The organism is Humidisolicoccus flavus (assembly GCF_045689595.1).
Lineage (GTDB): Bacteria > Actinomycetota > Actinomycetes > Actinomycetales > Microbacteriaceae > Humidisolicoccus > Humidisolicoccus flavus.
Window position 1 is genome coordinate 1,142,001 of record NZ_CP142724.1, and the last position, 16,123, is coordinate 1,158,123.

The 16,123-nt window shown below is 65.0% G+C and carries 18 protein-coding genes; 4 read left to right on the top strand and 14 right to left on the bottom strand.

All coding sequences use genetic code 11. The annotated features are described in order from the left end of the window. Window position 1: 1 nt before the first annotated feature. The 5 genes from U2H20_RS05430 to U2H20_RS05450 all read right to left on the bottom strand — a co-directional run bounded on the left by U2H20_RS05430 (window position 2) and on the right by U2H20_RS05450 (window position 5,711). A complete protein-coding gene (locus U2H20_RS05430) occupies window positions 2–1,003 on the bottom strand; it encodes an AAA family ATPase (RefSeq protein ID WP_430593472.1) in 1,002 nt (333 codons plus the stop codon). Continuing rightward, a complete protein-coding gene (gene cofE, locus U2H20_RS05435) occupies window positions 1,000–1,770 on the bottom strand; it encodes a coenzyme F420-0:L-glutamate ligase (protein ID WP_430593473.1) in 771 nt (256 codons plus the stop codon). The genes U2H20_RS05430 and cofE overlap by 4 nt, the downstream gene beginning before the upstream one ends. Then, window positions 1,767–2,249: a pantetheine-phosphate adenylyltransferase gene (gene coaD, locus U2H20_RS05440; RefSeq protein ID WP_430593474.1), complete on the bottom strand. Its 483-nt coding sequence runs from the start codon at window positions 2,247–2,249 to the stop codon at window positions 1,767–1,769. Before coaD ends, cofE begins: the two co-directional genes overlap by 4 nt. Window positions 2,250–2,438: 189 nt before the next feature. After that, a complete protein-coding gene (locus U2H20_RS05445; protein ID WP_430593475.1) occupies window positions 2,439–3,431 on the bottom strand; it encodes an ROK family protein in 993 nt (330 codons plus the stop codon). 81 nt (window positions 3,432–3,512) lie between these two features. Next, window positions 3,513–5,711, bottom strand: coding sequence for an ATP-dependent DNA helicase RecG (locus U2H20_RS05450; protein ID WP_430593602.1), 2,199 nt, complete (start codon window positions 5,709–5,711; stop codon window positions 3,513–3,515). A gap of 104 nt (window positions 5,712–5,815) precedes the next feature. Between U2H20_RS05450 and rsmD the strand changes: the two genes are divergently transcribed. Continuing rightward, on the top strand, window positions 5,816–6,400 hold the full coding sequence (gene rsmD / locus U2H20_RS05455) for a 16S rRNA (guanine(966)-N(2))-methyltransferase RsmD (RefSeq protein WP_430593476.1): 585 nt from the start codon (window positions 5,816–5,818) through the stop codon (window positions 6,398–6,400). Here rsmD and thiL read toward each other — a convergent pair. Further along, window positions 6,397–7,389 carry a thiamine-phosphate kinase gene (gene thiL / locus U2H20_RS05460; RefSeq protein ID WP_430593477.1) on the bottom strand — a complete coding sequence of 331 codons (993 nt, stop codon included), beginning with the start codon at window positions 7,387–7,389 and terminating at the stop codon, window positions 6,397–6,399. The genes rsmD and thiL overlap by 4 nt on opposite strands. A gap of 22 nt (window positions 7,390–7,411) precedes the next feature. Between thiL and U2H20_RS05465 the strand changes: the two genes are divergently transcribed. After that, entirely contained in the window at window positions 7,412–7,900 is a 489-nt protein-coding gene (locus tag U2H20_RS05465) for a DUF3515 domain-containing protein (RefSeq protein WP_430593478.1), read from the top strand. Window positions 7,901–7,946: 46 nt separating this feature from the next. After that, window positions 7,947–8,555 (top strand): exonuclease domain-containing protein, encoded by a 609-nt coding sequence (locus U2H20_RS05470; RefSeq protein WP_430593479.1) that lies wholly within the window; start codon window positions 7,947–7,949, stop codon window positions 8,553–8,555. Between the two features lie 21 nt (window positions 8,556–8,576). On the opposite strand, the gene U2H20_RS05475 is transcribed toward U2H20_RS05470, so the two are convergent. The 3 genes from U2H20_RS05475 to glpX form a co-directional block, all read right to left on the bottom strand. Next, window positions 8,577–9,212, bottom strand: coding sequence for a CoA transferase subunit B (locus U2H20_RS05475; protein WP_430593480.1), 636 nt, complete (start codon window positions 9,210–9,212; stop codon window positions 8,577–8,579). Window positions 9,213–9,214: 2 nt separating this feature from the next. Next, a complete protein-coding gene (locus U2H20_RS05480) occupies window positions 9,215–9,985 on the bottom strand; it encodes a CoA transferase subunit A (protein ID WP_430593481.1) in 771 nt (256 codons plus the stop codon). An 89-nt stretch (window positions 9,986–10,074) separates the two neighbouring features. Further along, window positions 10,075–11,016, bottom strand: coding sequence for a class II fructose-bisphosphatase (gene glpX / locus U2H20_RS05485; RefSeq protein WP_430593603.1), 942 nt, complete (start codon window positions 11,014–11,016; stop codon window positions 10,075–10,077). 215 nt (window positions 11,017–11,231) lie between these two features. Between glpX and U2H20_RS05490 the strand changes: the two genes are divergently transcribed. Further along, the gene (locus tag U2H20_RS05490) at window positions 11,232–11,696 is read left to right on the top strand and encodes an SRPBCC family protein (protein WP_430593482.1); all 465 of its coding nucleotides are present in this window, start codon (window positions 11,232–11,234) and stop codon (window positions 11,694–11,696) included. Here U2H20_RS05490 and U2H20_RS05495 read toward each other — a convergent pair. The 5 genes from U2H20_RS05495 to U2H20_RS05515 all read right to left on the bottom strand — a co-directional run bounded on the left by U2H20_RS05495 (window position 11,693) and on the right by U2H20_RS05515 (window position 16,123). Next, window positions 11,693–12,940: a four-carbon acid sugar kinase family protein gene (locus U2H20_RS05495; protein ID WP_430593483.1), complete on the bottom strand. Its 1,248-nt coding sequence runs from the start codon at window positions 12,938–12,940 to the stop codon at window positions 11,693–11,695. The two genes, U2H20_RS05490 and U2H20_RS05495, sit on opposite strands and share 4 nt — an antisense overlap. Window positions 12,941–13,078: 138 nt before the next feature. Continuing rightward, a complete protein-coding gene (locus tag U2H20_RS05500; protein WP_430593484.1) occupies window positions 13,079–14,014 on the bottom strand; it encodes a sugar phosphate isomerase/epimerase family protein in 936 nt (311 codons plus the stop codon). Between the two features lie 152 nt (window positions 14,015–14,166). Further along, window positions 14,167–14,892 carry a GntR family transcriptional regulator gene (locus tag U2H20_RS05505; RefSeq protein ID WP_430593485.1) on the bottom strand — a complete coding sequence of 242 codons (726 nt, stop codon included), beginning with the start codon at window positions 14,890–14,892 and terminating at the stop codon, window positions 14,167–14,169. After that, the gene (locus tag U2H20_RS05510; protein ID WP_430593486.1) at window positions 14,889–15,665 is read right to left on the bottom strand and encodes a triose-phosphate isomerase family protein; all 777 of its coding nucleotides are present in this window, start codon (window positions 15,663–15,665) and stop codon (window positions 14,889–14,891) included. Before U2H20_RS05510 ends, U2H20_RS05505 begins: the two co-directional genes overlap by 4 nt. Before the next feature lie 2 nt (window positions 15,666–15,667). Continuing rightward, entirely contained in the window at window positions 15,668–16,123 is a 456-nt protein-coding gene (locus U2H20_RS05515) for a ribose-5-phosphate isomerase (RefSeq protein ID WP_430593487.1), read from the bottom strand.

Sequence of the window (16,123 nt, forward strand, 5' to 3'; positions counted from 1 at the left end):
TTTAGCGGACTCGTGGCGCAATCACCTGAGCGAGCACGTCTTCGACCGCCGCGAGGGCCTGGTCGATCCCGAAGACACCATCGTTCATCACGAGGCGGTGCGGGAGCACGACGCGCGCGAGACGCTTCACGTCATCGGGCGCGAGCCAACTGCGGCCGTCGATGATCGCCGCGGCTTTGGCGGCCCGGATGAGCTGCAGCGTTGCGCGCGGACTCGCACCGACCTTGACGCGGGGGTGCGTACGGGTCGCGCGACTGAGCGCAACGGCGTAGCGCTCGACGAGTTCGTGCGTGCGTACCTCGTGTACGCGATCGATCAGCGCCAGCAGGGCGTCGTCATCGAGTGCGCGTTCGACGGATTCGAGCGGCGCGCGACGCTCTCGCGCCTGCACCATGTGGAGTTCGGCGTCCTCGTCGGGGTAACCGATCGCCAACCGCGCCATGAAGCGGTCTCGCTGTGCTTCCGGGAGTGCGTACGTGCCCTCCATGTCGATCGGGTTCTGCGTCGCGACCACGAGGAACGGCTTCGGGAGCGGGTAGGTCGTGCCGTCGACCGTGACCTGCCCCTCCTCCATGCATTCGAGCAGCGCCGACTGCGTCTTCGGGCTGGCGCGGTTGATCTCGTCAGCGATAACGATGTTCGAGAAGATCGGTCCGGGTTTGAACTCGAACTCGCGTGTCGTCTGGTCGTAAATCGAGACGCCGGTGATGTCGCTCGGGAGCAGGTCGGGGGTGAACTGGATCCGGTGGACCGTCCCGCCGATCGCGGCAGCGAGCGCTCGGGCCAGCTGCGTCTTCCCGACGCCGGGGACGTCTTCGACCAGCAGGTGTCCTTCAGCGAGCAGCACGGTGAGCGCTGCGGTGATGACATGGTTTTTGCCATCGATGACCTTCTGCACCTCGCGCTCGATGCGGCCAGCGCTACTCGGTGCGCTCGACTGCTGCGCGGCACGGGTGAGAATGGGCTCGGCGCCGGAATCGCGGTGGTCTGCGGTGCTCGTCATTGTGCTCCTCGACGGTCGTTCGCGTCAGCGAATCCGCGCGCATACGCTTCAGCCGCGCCTTCACTGAACATATCGTTATCGCCGAGTCGCACAAGCCTTGCGGCCCCTGGTTCATCGAGCGTACTGACGTATTCTTCCAGGCCTCGCACGACCGCGACCGGACATTGACTCGTCTTCCCCAGAACGAGATCGGCCGCCGCTGCGATTTCGTCGGCGATCGCCGCCGCCGTCACCGCGAGCGCTCGCCCATGAGCGTCGACGGTGCCAAGGAGCGGGTCGATCACACGGACTCCCGCAGCGCCGATCGCAACGTCGGTCTGCCCGGCACGCCAGGGACGCCCGAAGGTGTCGGTGACGACGATGCCGAGATCAACGTCGAACCGGGATCGGAGCGCAGCGCACAGTGCCCGCGCTGAGGTATCCGGGTCGATCGGCAGGAGCAGGATCGTGCCCTCTGGCGTATTCGAGGCGTCGATTCCGGCAGCAGCCATGACGAGGCCAAGCCGATGCTCGACGATCGAAAGCGTGCCGTGCTCGTGGGTTCGGCTTGCGACGATACGCACCGATTCCTCACGAATCGCTGCCTCCCGCTCGCTCGCGGGCCGAACGCGTCCTTCGGCCTTTGAAAGAATCTTCGAGGTCACCGCGTAAATATCACCGGGCGCGGCACCCCCGGAGGCTTCGATGGCGTCACCGATGATGCGCGCGAGGTCGTCACCCTGCTGAATCTCGCCGATCCCCGGCAGCGCTGTGACGGAAAGACTCACCGCTGCTGCAGGAACGTCGCGACGACGCGAGGAACGTAGGGGCTGATGTCGCCACCGAGTGCGCTCACCTGCCGCACGAGCGACGAAGAAACGTGCGCGTTCTCTGGTTTCGGAAGGACGAACACCGTTTCGACGCCAGCGAGGTTCCTGTTGACGATCGTCATCGGCGTCTCGTAGGAGAGGTCGACCTGGCTTCGAAGACCCTTCACGAGCACATTCGCGCCAACCTGTTCGCAGTAGTCGACGAGGAGGCCGACGCTCCAGGTGGTGACCGTGATCTTTCCGGGAATGCGGGCTTCTTCGAGCGAACGTTCGATCAGCTGCACGCGCTCGGCCATCGGCAACATCGCCGTCTTGCCGGGGTTGTGGACGACGACCACGTGGACTTCGTCAAAGATGTTCGCCGCGCGTGCAATGACATCGAGATGTCCGAGGGTGACGGGGTCAAATGAGCCAGGCACAACAGCGATGCGAGTCATAGAGAAAGCCTATCGGGGCGGGCCGTTGCGACACCCCCGCGACAAGCAATCCGGGGGCCTTGTCATCAGAAATTCACACGATCGGATGAAGGAGGCGAGGCGCAGGGCATGACGGCTCGGTGAGCCAGCGCAGCAGGTCAGCGCAGCAGGCCAGTGCAGCAGGTCAGCGCTGCAGGTCAGCGCTGCAGGTCAGTGCAGCAGATCGGCACGGTGCACGAGCGCTGCCGCGCCGAGCAGCGGTGCGTCCCCTCCGAGACTCGCCGCGATCACCCGCGTTCGACTCGCGTGCGCGATCCCGGCATGACGCGCCAGCGCTTCGGCAACCTGCTGCACGTAATCGTCAGCGACGAAGGAGAACCCCCCTCCGATCGCGACGACATCGAGATCAACGAGCGCCGAGGCCCCGGCGATCGCAGCCCCCAGCGCATTGGTCGAACGTGCGACCGCGCGCCGCGCGATGTCGACCCCCGCTCGGTAATCGCGAGCCAGGTCCTCGCCGGAGGCACCCTCCCATCCGTGCGATTGCGCCCAACGAACGGTGTGCGGGCCAGACGCGCTCGACTCGACGGTGCGCCCGAAGTCGTCGGGTTCGGCATCTCGGGTGAGACCGGCGATCGGCATGTGCCCGAGGTGCCCCGCGTTCCCTGATTCACCGCGGATCATGCGACCGTCGAGCGTGAGCCCTCCCCCGATCCCCGTGGAGACCACGAAGACGAACGCATTCCGCGCGCCCTGCGTGCTGCCGAGCCAGCGCTCTGCGAGAGCGATGCAGAGTCCGTCGAGTTCGAAGAACACCGGAGGCTCCGTCTGCTGTTGACGATCCGTCTCTGGGAGCGCCGCGAGCGCGCTGACCACGGTGAGCCGTGTGCGTTCTCGAAGCGGGTACCCGGCAGCGTTCTGCATGTTGATCGGGTTGGTCGTTCCCGCGGCATGATCGAGCGGACCGGCGGATCCGATGCCGACGCCTCGCAGTTCGTGCTCCCCCAAGTGTGCGAGCGATGCGGTGACGACGACTTCGATCGCGTGGTCGAGGTCGTCCCAACTGGAATCCGCACCCGTGCGCGCCCGGACTCGCGACGCGGCATGAATCGTGCCATCGGCGTGGACGAGCGCCGCCTCGACCTTCGTTCCCCCGAGATCAATCGCGAGGGCGAGGCCCTCGTTCGTCGACGGCTGGCTCATGGGTGGCAACTCCTTCGTTGGCGCGCGGTTTCATCGGCTGAACCTGCAGCGAATCGTGCTGGGATGCATCGCGGGCTGCGGTTATGCGGCAGTGATCGCCGCTCCCGCGGTCGCATCGAGTCTGCGCGCGATTGCTTCAGCGAGAACAGGATACGCGCGCAACCCCGGATCCTCGTCGATCAGGGTTCTCGCGTGCGATCGCGCGTTGGCGATGATCGCGGCGTCCTTCACGGCACGTAAGAGCTTCAGGCTCGAGCGCACGCCCGCCTGCCCCGTGCCGAGGACGTCGCCCTCGCCACGCAACTGGAGGTCGAGTTCGGCAAGTTCGAAGCCGTCGCTCGTCGCCGCCACCGCCTCGACGCGCGTGCGAGCGTCGCTGTCGGCCATTGCGTTCGTGACGAGCAGCGCGATCCCGCCTGCCTCACCACGACCGACCCGGCCGCGGAGCTGGTGCAATTGCGAGACGCCGAATCGTTCGGCATCCAGCACCACCATGACGGTGGCGTTCGGCACGTTCACACCGACTTCGATCACGGTCGTCGCGACCAGCACATCGATTGCGCCGCGAGCAAAGGCCTGCATGATCTCGTCTTTCTCCGCAGACGCCATCGCTCCCGTGAGCCCTTCGATCCGCTTGCCCGCGAGCACCGGCGAGGCGCGAAGGTTCGTGATGGTCTCGGCAACGTTCGCAAGCCGAATCGGCGCACGAGTCGGAGCCGTGCCATCGTCGGTGAACATCGGCGCGTCAGCCGCGACCGCCTCCTCGAACACCGGCAGTTCCGGGTCCGGCTCGTTCGCATCGATCGCCGGGCACACGACGAACGACTGATGGCCCCGGTCGAGTTCCTCGGCAACGCGATGCCAGACGCGGTGGAACAGTTGCGGCTTTTCTTTGGCCGGGACGACGAAGCTCTCGATCACTTTGCGACCGCTCGGCATCGAGCGCAGCATCGAGACGTCCAGATCACCGAAGACGGTCATCGCAACCGTGCGAGGGATCGGAGTGGCGGTGAGCACGAGCGAGTGCACCGCCGTGCCTTTCTCTCGGAGCCGCTCGCGCTGGGCCACGCCGAAGCGGTGCTGCTCGTCGATGACGGCGAGACCGAGATCAGCGAACTGGACGTGCGGTTCGAGCAGCGCGTGCGTGCCGACGACGATCAGCGAGCCACCGGCGGCCGCAGCGAGGAGCGCGCGCTTGCGCTCCGCGGCGGGGAGCTGGCCGGTGATGAGCACGGGGCGGAGTTCTGCGGCGAGATCCGGGCCGAGCGACTGCACGATCGAACGAAGGTGCTGGGCGGCGAGCACCTCGGTCGGCGCGATCATGACCGACTGTCCGCCGCTCTGTGCAACCTGCAACATCGCGCGGAGTGCCACGAGCGTTTTTCCCGACCCCACCTCACCCTGCACGAGTCTGCTCATCGGAGCCTCGCTCGCGATCTCCGCTGCGATCACCTTCCCGATCGACGCCTGATCCTCGGTGAGTGTGAACGGCAGGCTCGCGTCGAAGCGAGCGAGGAGTTCGCCCGAGGCTCGCGGCGTCGCGTGCTGAGTTCGCTGTTGCGCCCGAATCTGCAGCAGCGAAGTCTGCAGAATGAACGCTTCGTGATACCGGAGCGTTCGCATCGCCGCAGTGCCCTCTGCCTGTGTCGCGGGCGCGTGCACCCCGCGAACCGCGGTATCGAAATCGAGCAGCCCCTCAGCCGAGCGCACCGCTTCCGGAAGCGGATCCTGCAACGGCGGTGTGACGTCGAGCACAGCCCTGATCAGTTTCGAGATCTCCGCGCTCGACAACGAGGCCGTTGCCGGATAGAGCGGGATCGGCTCTTCTGCCCACTGCTTCGGATCGACCTCGTTCTTCTCGAAGATCTCGTAACTCGGATGCGAGAGCTGCCGTCGCCCGTTGTACATCCCGACGCTGCCACTGAACACACCCGTGAGTCCGGGCGCGAGATCGCGCTCGCGCCACGCCTGATTGAAGAAGGAGAGATCGAGGCGAGCCGTTCCGTCGTGAATCGTGACGATCGTGAGACGACCGGGTCTGCCGTTCTTCTGGCGTTTGCCCGTATCTCGACCCTTGATCTCTGCGATTTCGGCTACGACCGTCACCATCTCGCCGATCTGCAAGGCATCGAGCGGCGTCAATTGACCCCTAGTGGCGTAGCGCCGGGGATAGTGCGCGAGCAACTGGCCAACGGTCTTGTACCCGAATGCGCGCGACAGCCGATCGGCAGTCGATTTCGGCACGGCGCGTGACAGCGGTCGTTCGAGTCCAGAACGCACGGCGGAGCGAGCGCTCTCGGCTGCAGGTCCGCCGGGTTGCTGGGGAGTCACGACTCCAGCGTACGGTGCACGGCAGACGAGTGATCGGGCATTATCGTTTGAGCATGACGCGAATCATCGCAGGGCTTGCTGCTTCAGCTCGACTTCAGGTGCCTGCGAAGGGAACGCGCCCGACGAGCGAGCGCGTTCGCGAGGCCATTTTCGCTGCGCTCGATGCCCGCGACGCCTGTGACGGCGCGACCGTGCTCGATCTGTTCGCCGGCAGTGGAGCACTCGGGCTCGAAGCTTTGAGCCGCGGTGCGAGCCGCGCGGTGCTCGTCGAATCCCACCGAGCGGCCGCTGCGGTGGCCACGAAGAACGTGGCCTCGGTTGCAAAAATGGGTGTCGACGGCGCCTCCGTCGTTGCGCAGGACGCACTTCGATACCTCGAGGGCACTGGCGAGATGTTCTCGCTCGTCTTCCTCGACCCTCCGTATGACTTCGACAACACCGCGCTCGCCTCGGTCCTGCAATCACTTGCCGCACACGTGAGCGACGACGCGATCATCCTGGTCGAACGCGACCGACGAAGCGGCGAACCGCCCTGGCCGGGTGGTCTCGTCTTCGACCGTTCGAAGCAGTACGGCGACACGGTGCTCTGGTGGGCGCGCGGCGGAGTCGCGCAATCGCCTTCGAGCGACGCTGCCTAAACCTCTTCGGCCGGAACACCTTCGAACGGATCCCATCCTCGGATCGCAATGGCTGCCCCATCGAGCGTGACCGCTGGCTCCTCGCCCGAGAGCGTCTCGACGGCACCGATCACGAAGGCACCCTCGGGCACGGCGACACCGGCGGGAAGCGTGCAGAGCAACGCGTGATCCTCGCCACCGAATAACGCGGCCTCCGTACTGACGCCGGTCGCGCGATGCGCGTCGATCGCCGAGGCGAACACGTTCATTCGCACCCCGCTCGCCACTGCGATCCGATGCGCGTCGAGCACGAGGCCGTCGGAAACATCGAGCATCGAGGTTGCGCCGAGCTCACGCAGGTGGACGCCGAGATACACCGGCGGGACGGGGGCGAACTGCGTGCGAACGAGCGGATCGGCGAGCAGACGCTCGCTCGCTGGGACCGCGATGCCGTCTTCACTCGCCTCGGCGAACAGCCGCGACAATCCGCTCGCGGCTCGTCCGATCGTGCCTGCGACGACGATCTGGTCGCCTGCGCGTGCACCGGATCGAAGCACGGGTTCGTGCCCCGAGAGATCGCCGAACGCGGTGATCGCAATCGTGATGGCATCACTCGTGCCGAGATCGCCGCCCACGACTCCGCAGCCGGGTGCGAGTGCAGCGCAGGCGTCGTGCAAGCCACGCGCGAAGTGCTCGAGCTCGACCACCGGCGTCGCACCGGGAACAGCCAGCGCGACGACGAGCGAGTGCGGTCGAGCCCCCATCGCAGCGATGTCCGACAGGTTCGTCGCAGCGGCTTTCCAGCCGAGGTCGTGCCAGGAATGCCACGCCGAACGAAAATCCGGACCCTCGATCATCGTGTCGGTGGTGACGAGAAAGCGACCGTCGGGGGCCGCGACGATCGCCGCGTCATCGCCGGGGCCGAGGAGGGTCGAATCGCCGCTGGGGAGGAGCGGAATGATCCGCGCAAGCGCCGCGCGCTCACCAATCTGTCGAATCGTTTCCTGCATGCGTCAACGCTAGCCTTGATGTGTGCGGATACGAATTCGAAACCTGCTGGTCGTCGCTTCGCTGCTCGGCGTCGTCGGCCTCACCGCGTGCGCTGCTCCGGTTGCGATGGAACCAGCAGATGACGCCACGAACCCAGGCTGCGCGGAGGTCGTGGTGCGTCTGCCGCAGACGCTCGGCGACGAACGCAGTGGCACCGTGCTCGAGGAGCGCGAAACGAACGCGCAGGGCACCGGTGCGTGGGGGAATCCTTCCGCGGTACTCCTCCACTGCGGAGTGCCGCTGCCGGCCCCGAGCGACGCGCAGTGCCTCACGGTCGGTGGCGTGGACTGGCTCGTCACCGGGCAGGAAGAGATGGTCTACACCGTGACGAGCTTCGGCCGAGACCCCGCCGTGCAGCTGACGATCGATACGAACCTCGTGACGACCTCGACCGTGCTCGATGCCTTGTCGCTCGCGGTCTCCGTGACGGATCAGACCCCCATGCAGTGCCGCGCTGCCGGCGACGAGTGAGCCGCCTCGCGTTCGCGATGTCAGCGGTCCCTGCGACGATGCTCGTATGGCCCTGAACTTCACCGCGATCGATTTCGAGACGGCGAACGGCTCGAGTGCTTCTGCGTGCTCCGTCGGCCTCGTCAAAGTTCGAGACGGTCGCATCGTCGATCGCGCGTCATGGTTGATCCGCCCGCCCTACGGCCACGACAGTTTCAATGAGTGGAACATTCGGATTCACGGCATCCACCCGAGCGACGTGGTCGACGCGAAGCTCTGGTCGGAGCAGCAGTCCGACATCCTTGACTTCGCAGACGGCGACACCTTCGTGGCGCACAACGTCGGTTTCGACATGGGCGTGATGCGAGCTGCAGCGACCGCAAGCCGAATCGCGGTTCCAGAAACGCGGTGGACCTGCAGCCTGCAGATCGCTCGCAAAACGTACTCGCTCGACTCATACCGGCTCCCCGTCGCCGCGATGGCCGCCGGCTTTGAAGACTTCCACCACCACGATGCGGCCGACGACGCAGAAGCGTGCGCCTCGATCATCGTGCACGCGGCCGGCCGTCACGACGCCGCCGACCTCGAACACCTCGCAAAGATCTGCTCGACGAAGATCCGGGCGATCGGTCCCGCCGCAGAAGAAGAGCAGCGCGCCGCAACCTGGTGGCGCTAGCGCGCGCTGCCCTCCCCCGCGTTACCGAGCGTCATGCAGCGGGGCGCCGGTTGCGGCAACGACCTCGTCATACGCAACATCTGGCGCGAGCTCGGTCAGGTACAGTCCGTCGTCTCGCACTTCGATGACGGCGAGATCGGTGATGATCAGGTCGACCACGCCCTGACCAGTGAGCGGCAGGGTGCACTCCGAAACGATCTTCGCCGAGCCGTCCTTCGCCTGGTGTTCCATCAGAACGATGCGCCGTTGCGCGCCGTGCACGAGATCCATCGCGCCGCCGGGCCCCTTCACCATCTTTCCCGGGATCATCCAGTTCGCGAGGTCACCGCTGGCCGAGACCTGCATGCCACCGAGAATCGCGGCGTCGATCTTGCCGCCACGGATCATCCCGAAGCTCATTGCAGAATCGAAGAAACTGCTGCCGGGCAAGGTGGTCACGGTCTCTTTTCCGGCATTGATGAGATCCGGATCGACGGCGTCTTCACTGGGGTACGGACCGACTCCCAGCAGCCCGTTCTCGCTCTGGAGCACGACCGTGAGCCCTTCTGGAACATAGTTCGGCACGAGCGTCGGCAAACCGATCCCGAGGTTCACGTACTGCCCATCGCGCAGCTCGGCTGCAGCGCGAGCCGCCATGTCGTTTCTCGACCACGCCATGATCAGGCCTCCCTCACGGTGCGTCGTTCGATGCGCTTCTCGATGTCGCGCCCGACCTCCAAGACCCGGTGCACGTACACGCCGGGAAGATGAATGCAGTCGGGGTCGAGCTCGCCCGCGGGAACGAGTTCTTCGACCTCCGCGATGCAGAGTTTGCCCGCCATCGCGGCAAGCGGCGAGAAATTCCGGGCAGTCTTCTCGAAGACGAGGTTCCCGTGGGTGTCACCCTTTGCTGCATGCACGAGTGCGAAGTCGGTTCGGATCGCCTGTTCGAGCACGAACGGGGTCGCGACACCGTCGACGTCGAACTCCTGCACCGGCTTCGGCTCGGAGGCAACCGCGACGGAGCCATCAGCGGCGTACCGAACCGGGAGCCCGCCGTCGGCGATTTGCGTGCCGACTCCCGTTTGCGTGAAGAAGCCCGCGATCCCGCTGCCACCAGCGCGGAGCTTCTCTGCGAGCGTTCCCTGCGGAGTGAGCTCGAGCTCGAGTCGCCCGGAAAGGTAGCGCTCGGCGAACTCCTTGTTCTCCCCGACATAGGAGGAGGTCATTTTCCGAATTTGTCCGGCGCGGAGCAGCAGCCCGAGCCCCCAGTCGTCAACGCCGCAGTTGTTGCTCACGATTTCCAGATCGCTGACTGCACTGTCAACGAGCGCGGTGATGAGCGCCATTGGATTGCCGCACAATCCGAAACCCCCGACCGCGATGGTCGAGCCGTTCGTGATGTCGGCGACCGCTTCGCTCGCACTTGCGACGGTCTTATCGAGTGCCATGTACTCCTCCTTGAGTCAGTGGATTCGATATGAGCTCGTCGGCGCCTGCCACCTCGTGAGTGCGGCGCCAGGCTCATCCCCTGTCGACGCTATTCGTCGTCAAGCCATTTGCTCGCCAAGTGTTCAGCGATGATTCTGCGCGCAGTGCCCGTGCTCGATCGCAGCACGATCGATTCCGTGCGGATCATGTGCCCCTTCCGGCGGACTCCGTCAACCAGTCCACCGTCGGTGACACCAGTGGCGACGAAGTAGGTGTTGTCACCCGTCACGAAGTCGTCGAGTTCGAGCACACGGCTGAGATCGTGCCCGGCCGCGAGCACCCGTTCCATTTCGAAATCCGATTGTGGATTGAGCCGGCCCTGCATCACGCCACCGAGCGCTTTGATCGCGCACGCGGTGATGACGCCCTCGGGCGTGCCACCGGTACCGACGCAGAGGTCGACCCGGGTTTCGTAGCGGGCTGCGTTGATTCCACCGGCGACGTCACCATCGAGCAGCAGTCGGGTTCCAGCGCCGGCCTCGCGAATCGCCTCGATGAGTTCGGCATGACGCGGTCGGTCGAGCACGGCGACGACGATCTCGCCGACGTCTTTCTTCTTGGCCTTTGCGAGTTCGCGAATGTTGTCGCCGATCGACTGTTCGAGCGAGACGACCCCACGACCCTCTGGGCCGCAGGCGAGTTTGTCCATGTAAAACGCGTCGACCGGGTCGTACATGGTGCCTCGATCGCTCACGGCGATGACACTGAGCGCGTTCTGGCGACCCGCTGCGGTCAGCGATGTGCCGTCGATCGGGTCGACCGCGATGTCGCAGGCGGGGCCGCGGCCGTTGCCGACGTGTTCACCATTGAAGAGCATCGGGGCGTCGTCCTTTTCGCCCTCGCCGATGACGACGAGTCCGTCGAAGGAGACGGTTCCGAGGAAGGTGCGCATCGCGTTGACCGCGGCGGCGTCGGCGGCATTCTTGTCACCGCGACCGATGAAGGGCACCGCGCGGATTGCTGCGGCCTCCGTGGCTCGCACCAACTCCATTGCCAGGTTCCGATCAGGATGCTGAAAAACGGGTGCGACTGTGTTCACGACGGCTCCTCCTTAAGCGTGTTTCCAGCCTACCGGGCGCGACATCCGCTTCGGGGCTGTTCACAGATTCAGGGCTGTTCACCGATTCGGGAAAGGGTTACATTCGATCAAGAGCACTGCAATGGTGTTCTCTCTTGATTTCTCGCAGCACCATGGTTGGAGCAACGATGCCCGAATCGACGATCCAAGAAGCAGGATCATCCGAACCGATCGTGATCACGCGCTCGATCGCGCACTCCCGTGACCGAGTCTTCGAAGCCTGGACCAGCCCGCAGCTCTTCGCGCAGTGGTTCGGGACGACCGAGATTCCGGTGCCGCTCGAGACGGTGTCGATGGATGTACGGGAGGGAGGCGAGTGGCGAGCGACCATGGTCATCCCCGATGGACCGCGCATCGATTGGACGGGCGAGTTCGTCGTGATCGACCGACCGAATCATCTCTCGCTCACCCTCACTGATCAGCCCGGCGAGGCGCCCGGTGCACCGCTCACGGTCGATTTCATCGCGAGCGAAGGCGGCACGGAGATGACCATGACCCAGCACTCCCCCGACTTCGGTCCCGAGCAGCGGGAGCAAACCATCGAGGGATGGAATTCGTTCTTCACCGACCTCGAGCGAGTCCTTTCGGCCTAACGACCGACTGCTCGCAGGACGTTATCGATGGTCTCCGGTGCACCGACGTTCCCGGGCACCACAACGAGCTTGCGCTCTGCGCCCTCGGGTGTCGTGACCTGCCACACCGAAACACCCGGCAGCACCTGACCGAGCACCATGGCGCGATCCGCGCCGAGGCCGAGTCGTGCGACTTCGGCTGAGGTGATTCCGCCCTTCGAGACGACGACCTCGGTGCGATGACGCAGCTCGCTCACGATCGTCGTCAGCGCGTCCATGACGCGCTCACCGTGTGCGAGCGTGTTGTGCTCCGCCCGGCGGGTCCGTTCGCTCGCGACTGTCGCGAACCCATCGCGCTCCAGCAGGTGCGAGGCGGCCTCGGCGATGAGAGCGGCTTCCGCCTTCGGGTCGTGCATGGCCGCATCGGTGGAGATGACGACGGGTGCTTCGTGCCGGAGCGCGACTCGTTCGAGCTGCCGAGTCGCGCCATTCGTGTGCGAGCCGCAGACAAGCAACGTCGCTCCGCGCGCCGGAACGATCGGACGCTCGAGGAGCCCTGCGCTTTCGACGCCAGCGATCGCTGCGGCCAGCGGCGACCCCGAACGGACCACGAGCGGCCGTTGCTGCTCCCAGACGAGATGCACTGCAGCGGCGATTCGACGAATGTCCTCCGCAGTCTCGGCGTCCGGCAGGAGCACTGTTGTCGGAGCAACGTTCGCGAAGACCTCCGCGAGCGCCTCGAGTGGTCCTCGGACCGTTTCGATCGGCACGAGCTGCGTTGGCCGCTCGGTCTTCTCGGCGACGTATTCGGGGAGGTAGCTGTGCGCGAAGGGAAAGACGGGGTCTTCGGCGTACTCGGTCTCGTGTGCGGGCGTGCGACGCTCACCCTCCTGCACGTAGTGCGTGCCCTCGACCGTCGTGCGACCGCCCTCTGGAAAGGCTGGCACGAACAGGATCGGTGCCTCATCGCCCGCGAAGACCTCGGTCTCACTGAACACATGGCCCCGAAGGGTTGAATCTCCTCGGAGGACGACGTGCAGGGCTTCGCCGAGTGCAGTTGCTGCGGTTTCGAGTTCTCCCCGAGTGCGAGTGAGCAGTGCGATCGCGGCGTCCTCGGCAATCGCTCGCGTGTTCGTCAGGAGATAGACGGCGTCGTGGTCTCGAAGGGTCGCGGCAATCTGGGCGGCGTCCCATTGCAGGAGCACGGGCACATTGCTTGCGGACTGCGTCCCGGTCGGGTCGTCATCGAACACGATGGTTTTCATTCGATCCTCTTCGTTGGGTCATCGAGTACGGCTTCGTCGTTCCAGGGCTGACGAAAGGGAGTGGCGGCGCGAGCGGGGTCGCGCCGTGCGCCGCCACGGCAGACGAGTCGGGTGCGAGTGCACCCGCTCATGGTCGGTTCAGGCTCGCGGGAGTAGTGAGCGCACGTAGCGCGCGTTGGTCGCGCAGACGCCGAGGCTGTCGCCGCCGTACTGCTCCATCAGGAATACTCCCGAGTAGCCGAGCGCGAGGGCGTCGCGGATCACCTTGCGGTAGTTGATGAGACCGAGTTCGAGCGTGCTCGGCACCGCCGTGAACCAGCTGCCGTCACCGGCCTCGTCTCGCGCATAGTTTTTCAGGTGCCAGTAGTTCGCGTAGGGCAGGGTCTTCGCGTACATCTCCTGCCAGTCCTCGATCGGTCGGTGCAAGCGGACGAGATTTCCGATATCGGGGTTCAGGCCCACGTTGGAGAGTCCGACCTCCTCGATGAATTGCACGGCGCTGTCTGCCGTGCCGAGGTAAGTGTCCTCGTACATTTCGAGCGACATCTGCAACCCGAGATCCGCGGCATGGTTGCCGAGCTCGCGAATCCGATCGACCGCCGTCTTCCGCACTGCGGCATCGTCGGGATCGATTGGCCCCTGCGCGGTCCAGAACCAGAGCGCGTCCTTTTGCGCTTGCGTGAACGGTTGGTGCAGCCCCGTGGAGAACATCGGAATCCCCATTGCTGCGCAGGCTTCGATGGAGCGGTGGGCGTATTCGAGGTTCTTCGCCTCATGACCGGGCATGATGACGCTCTGACGGGCGACGTGGAGGGAGGTGAGTGTGATCCCGTGGTCATCCGCAATTGAAACAAGCTCGCTGCGACGCGAATCGGAGAGCTCGGCGATCCGGATGTGTCCGTCGGAGATTTCGAGGGCGTTGAACCCGAGCGACTGCACCTCTGCAAAGACTGCCGCCCAGGTTGACGCGGGAGCATCGTGCATCGGAGTGCCGTCTGCGCCGATCGGATCGAAGCCGTGCATGCAGGCTGCGATCGGCCAGGTTTCGGCGGTGTACGTGGTGGCGTTTGCCATATGACTGCTCCATTGGAATCACGGTGTGGTCGGGGTGACCACGCGTTGCGAGGATCGAGTCGTCGACCAACGACGGTGCAACATTATCGATCCTATAGGAAATATTTAACGATGGCGAGGCCGAACGACGATCTCGTGGGGTTCGAGCCGGCCTAGTGCCCGTGCTCTTCTTCGGCAGCGATCGAACGATCCCGAACATTCGAAAGGTGCGATTGCATCGCCGCGACCGCACTGCCGCTTTCGCCGCGCTCGAACGCGGCGAGCACGGCCGCATGCTCATTGACGGCCTCGTGGACATCGGTGATGCCCTGTCGTACCGACTGACGCATACGGTGCAACTGCGCGCCCATCGAATCCGACATCTGCTTCAAATACCGGTTGCCACTGTGCTCGAAGATCACCGAGTGGAAATCGCGATCACGCGAGAAGTACTCGGTGGTCAGCGCGATATTGAGCGCCTCCCCCGCGTCGAGGTGCGCGATCAGACGATCGCCGACTTCTGCATGTCTCGCCTGCGCATCGCGCAGTGCAGGAATGAGCGCCTCACGGTTCTTCTCAGCGAGCCGAGCCGCGGTCACTTCGAGCATGAGCCGAGCTTCGAGCAATTCGGTGAGCTGATCCTTGCCGAGCGGGGCTGCGACGCGGTACCCCTTCAAGGCCTCTCTCGTCACGAGACCCGTGCGTTCGAGATGCACGAAGGCTTCGCGCACGGGGGTCGGAGACACGCCGAGCTGACGGGCGATCGTGTCGATCGACAAGCGAGCTCCGGGCTCGACATCGCCGCGCAGCAGAAGTTCGAGCACGCGCTCGTACACGTGGTCCCGCAAGCCGCGACGTTCGATGCCCTGTTGCAATCCCGGAATGGATTCGGTGCTCATGGCGTACTCACAATCAGTTGCTCTGCTTCATCGAGGATCGCACGAACAGCCTCAGGATCGTGGGCAAACCTTCCTAGGAACATTCCGTCCACATCCTCCGCGATCTTCGGCAACAACCCTGGCCCCGCACTGCCACCATAGATAACCCGCGCGTGTTCGAACAAGGTATCCGCTTGCAGGTGCGAACGAAGCACACGGCACACCCCCCGAATGTGGTCGGTTCCTGCCGGAGCAGGTGCGCCGATCGCCCAGATCGGTTCGTACGCGATGATCACCGAGCCGCCGACGCCTGCAGCGCGAGCAAGCGAGAGCGCCGATTCGATCAGCCGAACGCATTCGGCCGCAGCCGCATGCGCATCGCCCTCTCGTGCTTCACCGACGCAGATGAGTGGCGTGAGCCCCGACTGCAGCGCCGCGAGCACCTTCTTGGCAACGACCTCCTCGGTTTCGCCGAACATTGCTCGACGCTCGGCGTGCCCGACCTCAACGAGGCTGCACCCGAGCTCTGCGAGTTCAGCGCCACTGACCTCACCCGTGAATGCTCCGTGCAGCTCACTCGCGAGATCCTGCGCACCAATCGCGACGCCCGCGGGCGCTGCGATTTCCAGTGCCGCCGGAATACTCGGGAACGTGGGAATTGCGAAGAACTCGACTGCTCCGGATCGAGCAGCCGTATGCCTCGACACGATCTCTGCGACCGCATGCATCCACGACCGGGTCTTCTCGTGGGTGAAGTACATTTTCGTACTCGTCCCGATCGTGAAGCGAGGCATGGTCAGGAGCCCTCGTAGGCGCTGATTTCCTCGACCTTTTCAGCCGAAGCACTCGACTCGTCGAAGGTGTAGGTCAGCCATTCCTTCGCGAGGCGGCGAGCGAGTTCGACACCGACGACGCGCTGCCCCATGCAGAGGACCTGCGCATTGTTCGAGAGCACCGAGCGCTCCACACTGAAGGAGTCGTGCGCCGTGACCGCGCGGATGCCGGCAACCTTGTTCGCTGCGATCGCAACACCGAGACCGGTTCCGCACACGAGCAGCGCGCGATCCGCTTCGCCCGCAGCAACGATCTCGGCAGCCGAGACAGCGACGGTCGGATAGTTCGTGCCGCCATCGGCGCCCACGCCGACATCGACGACGCTCTCGACGGCCGGGTTCTGCTCGAGATCAGCTTTCAGAATCTCCTTGTAGTCGAATCCTGCGTCGTCTGCGCCGAGCACAATACGAAGTCCCAT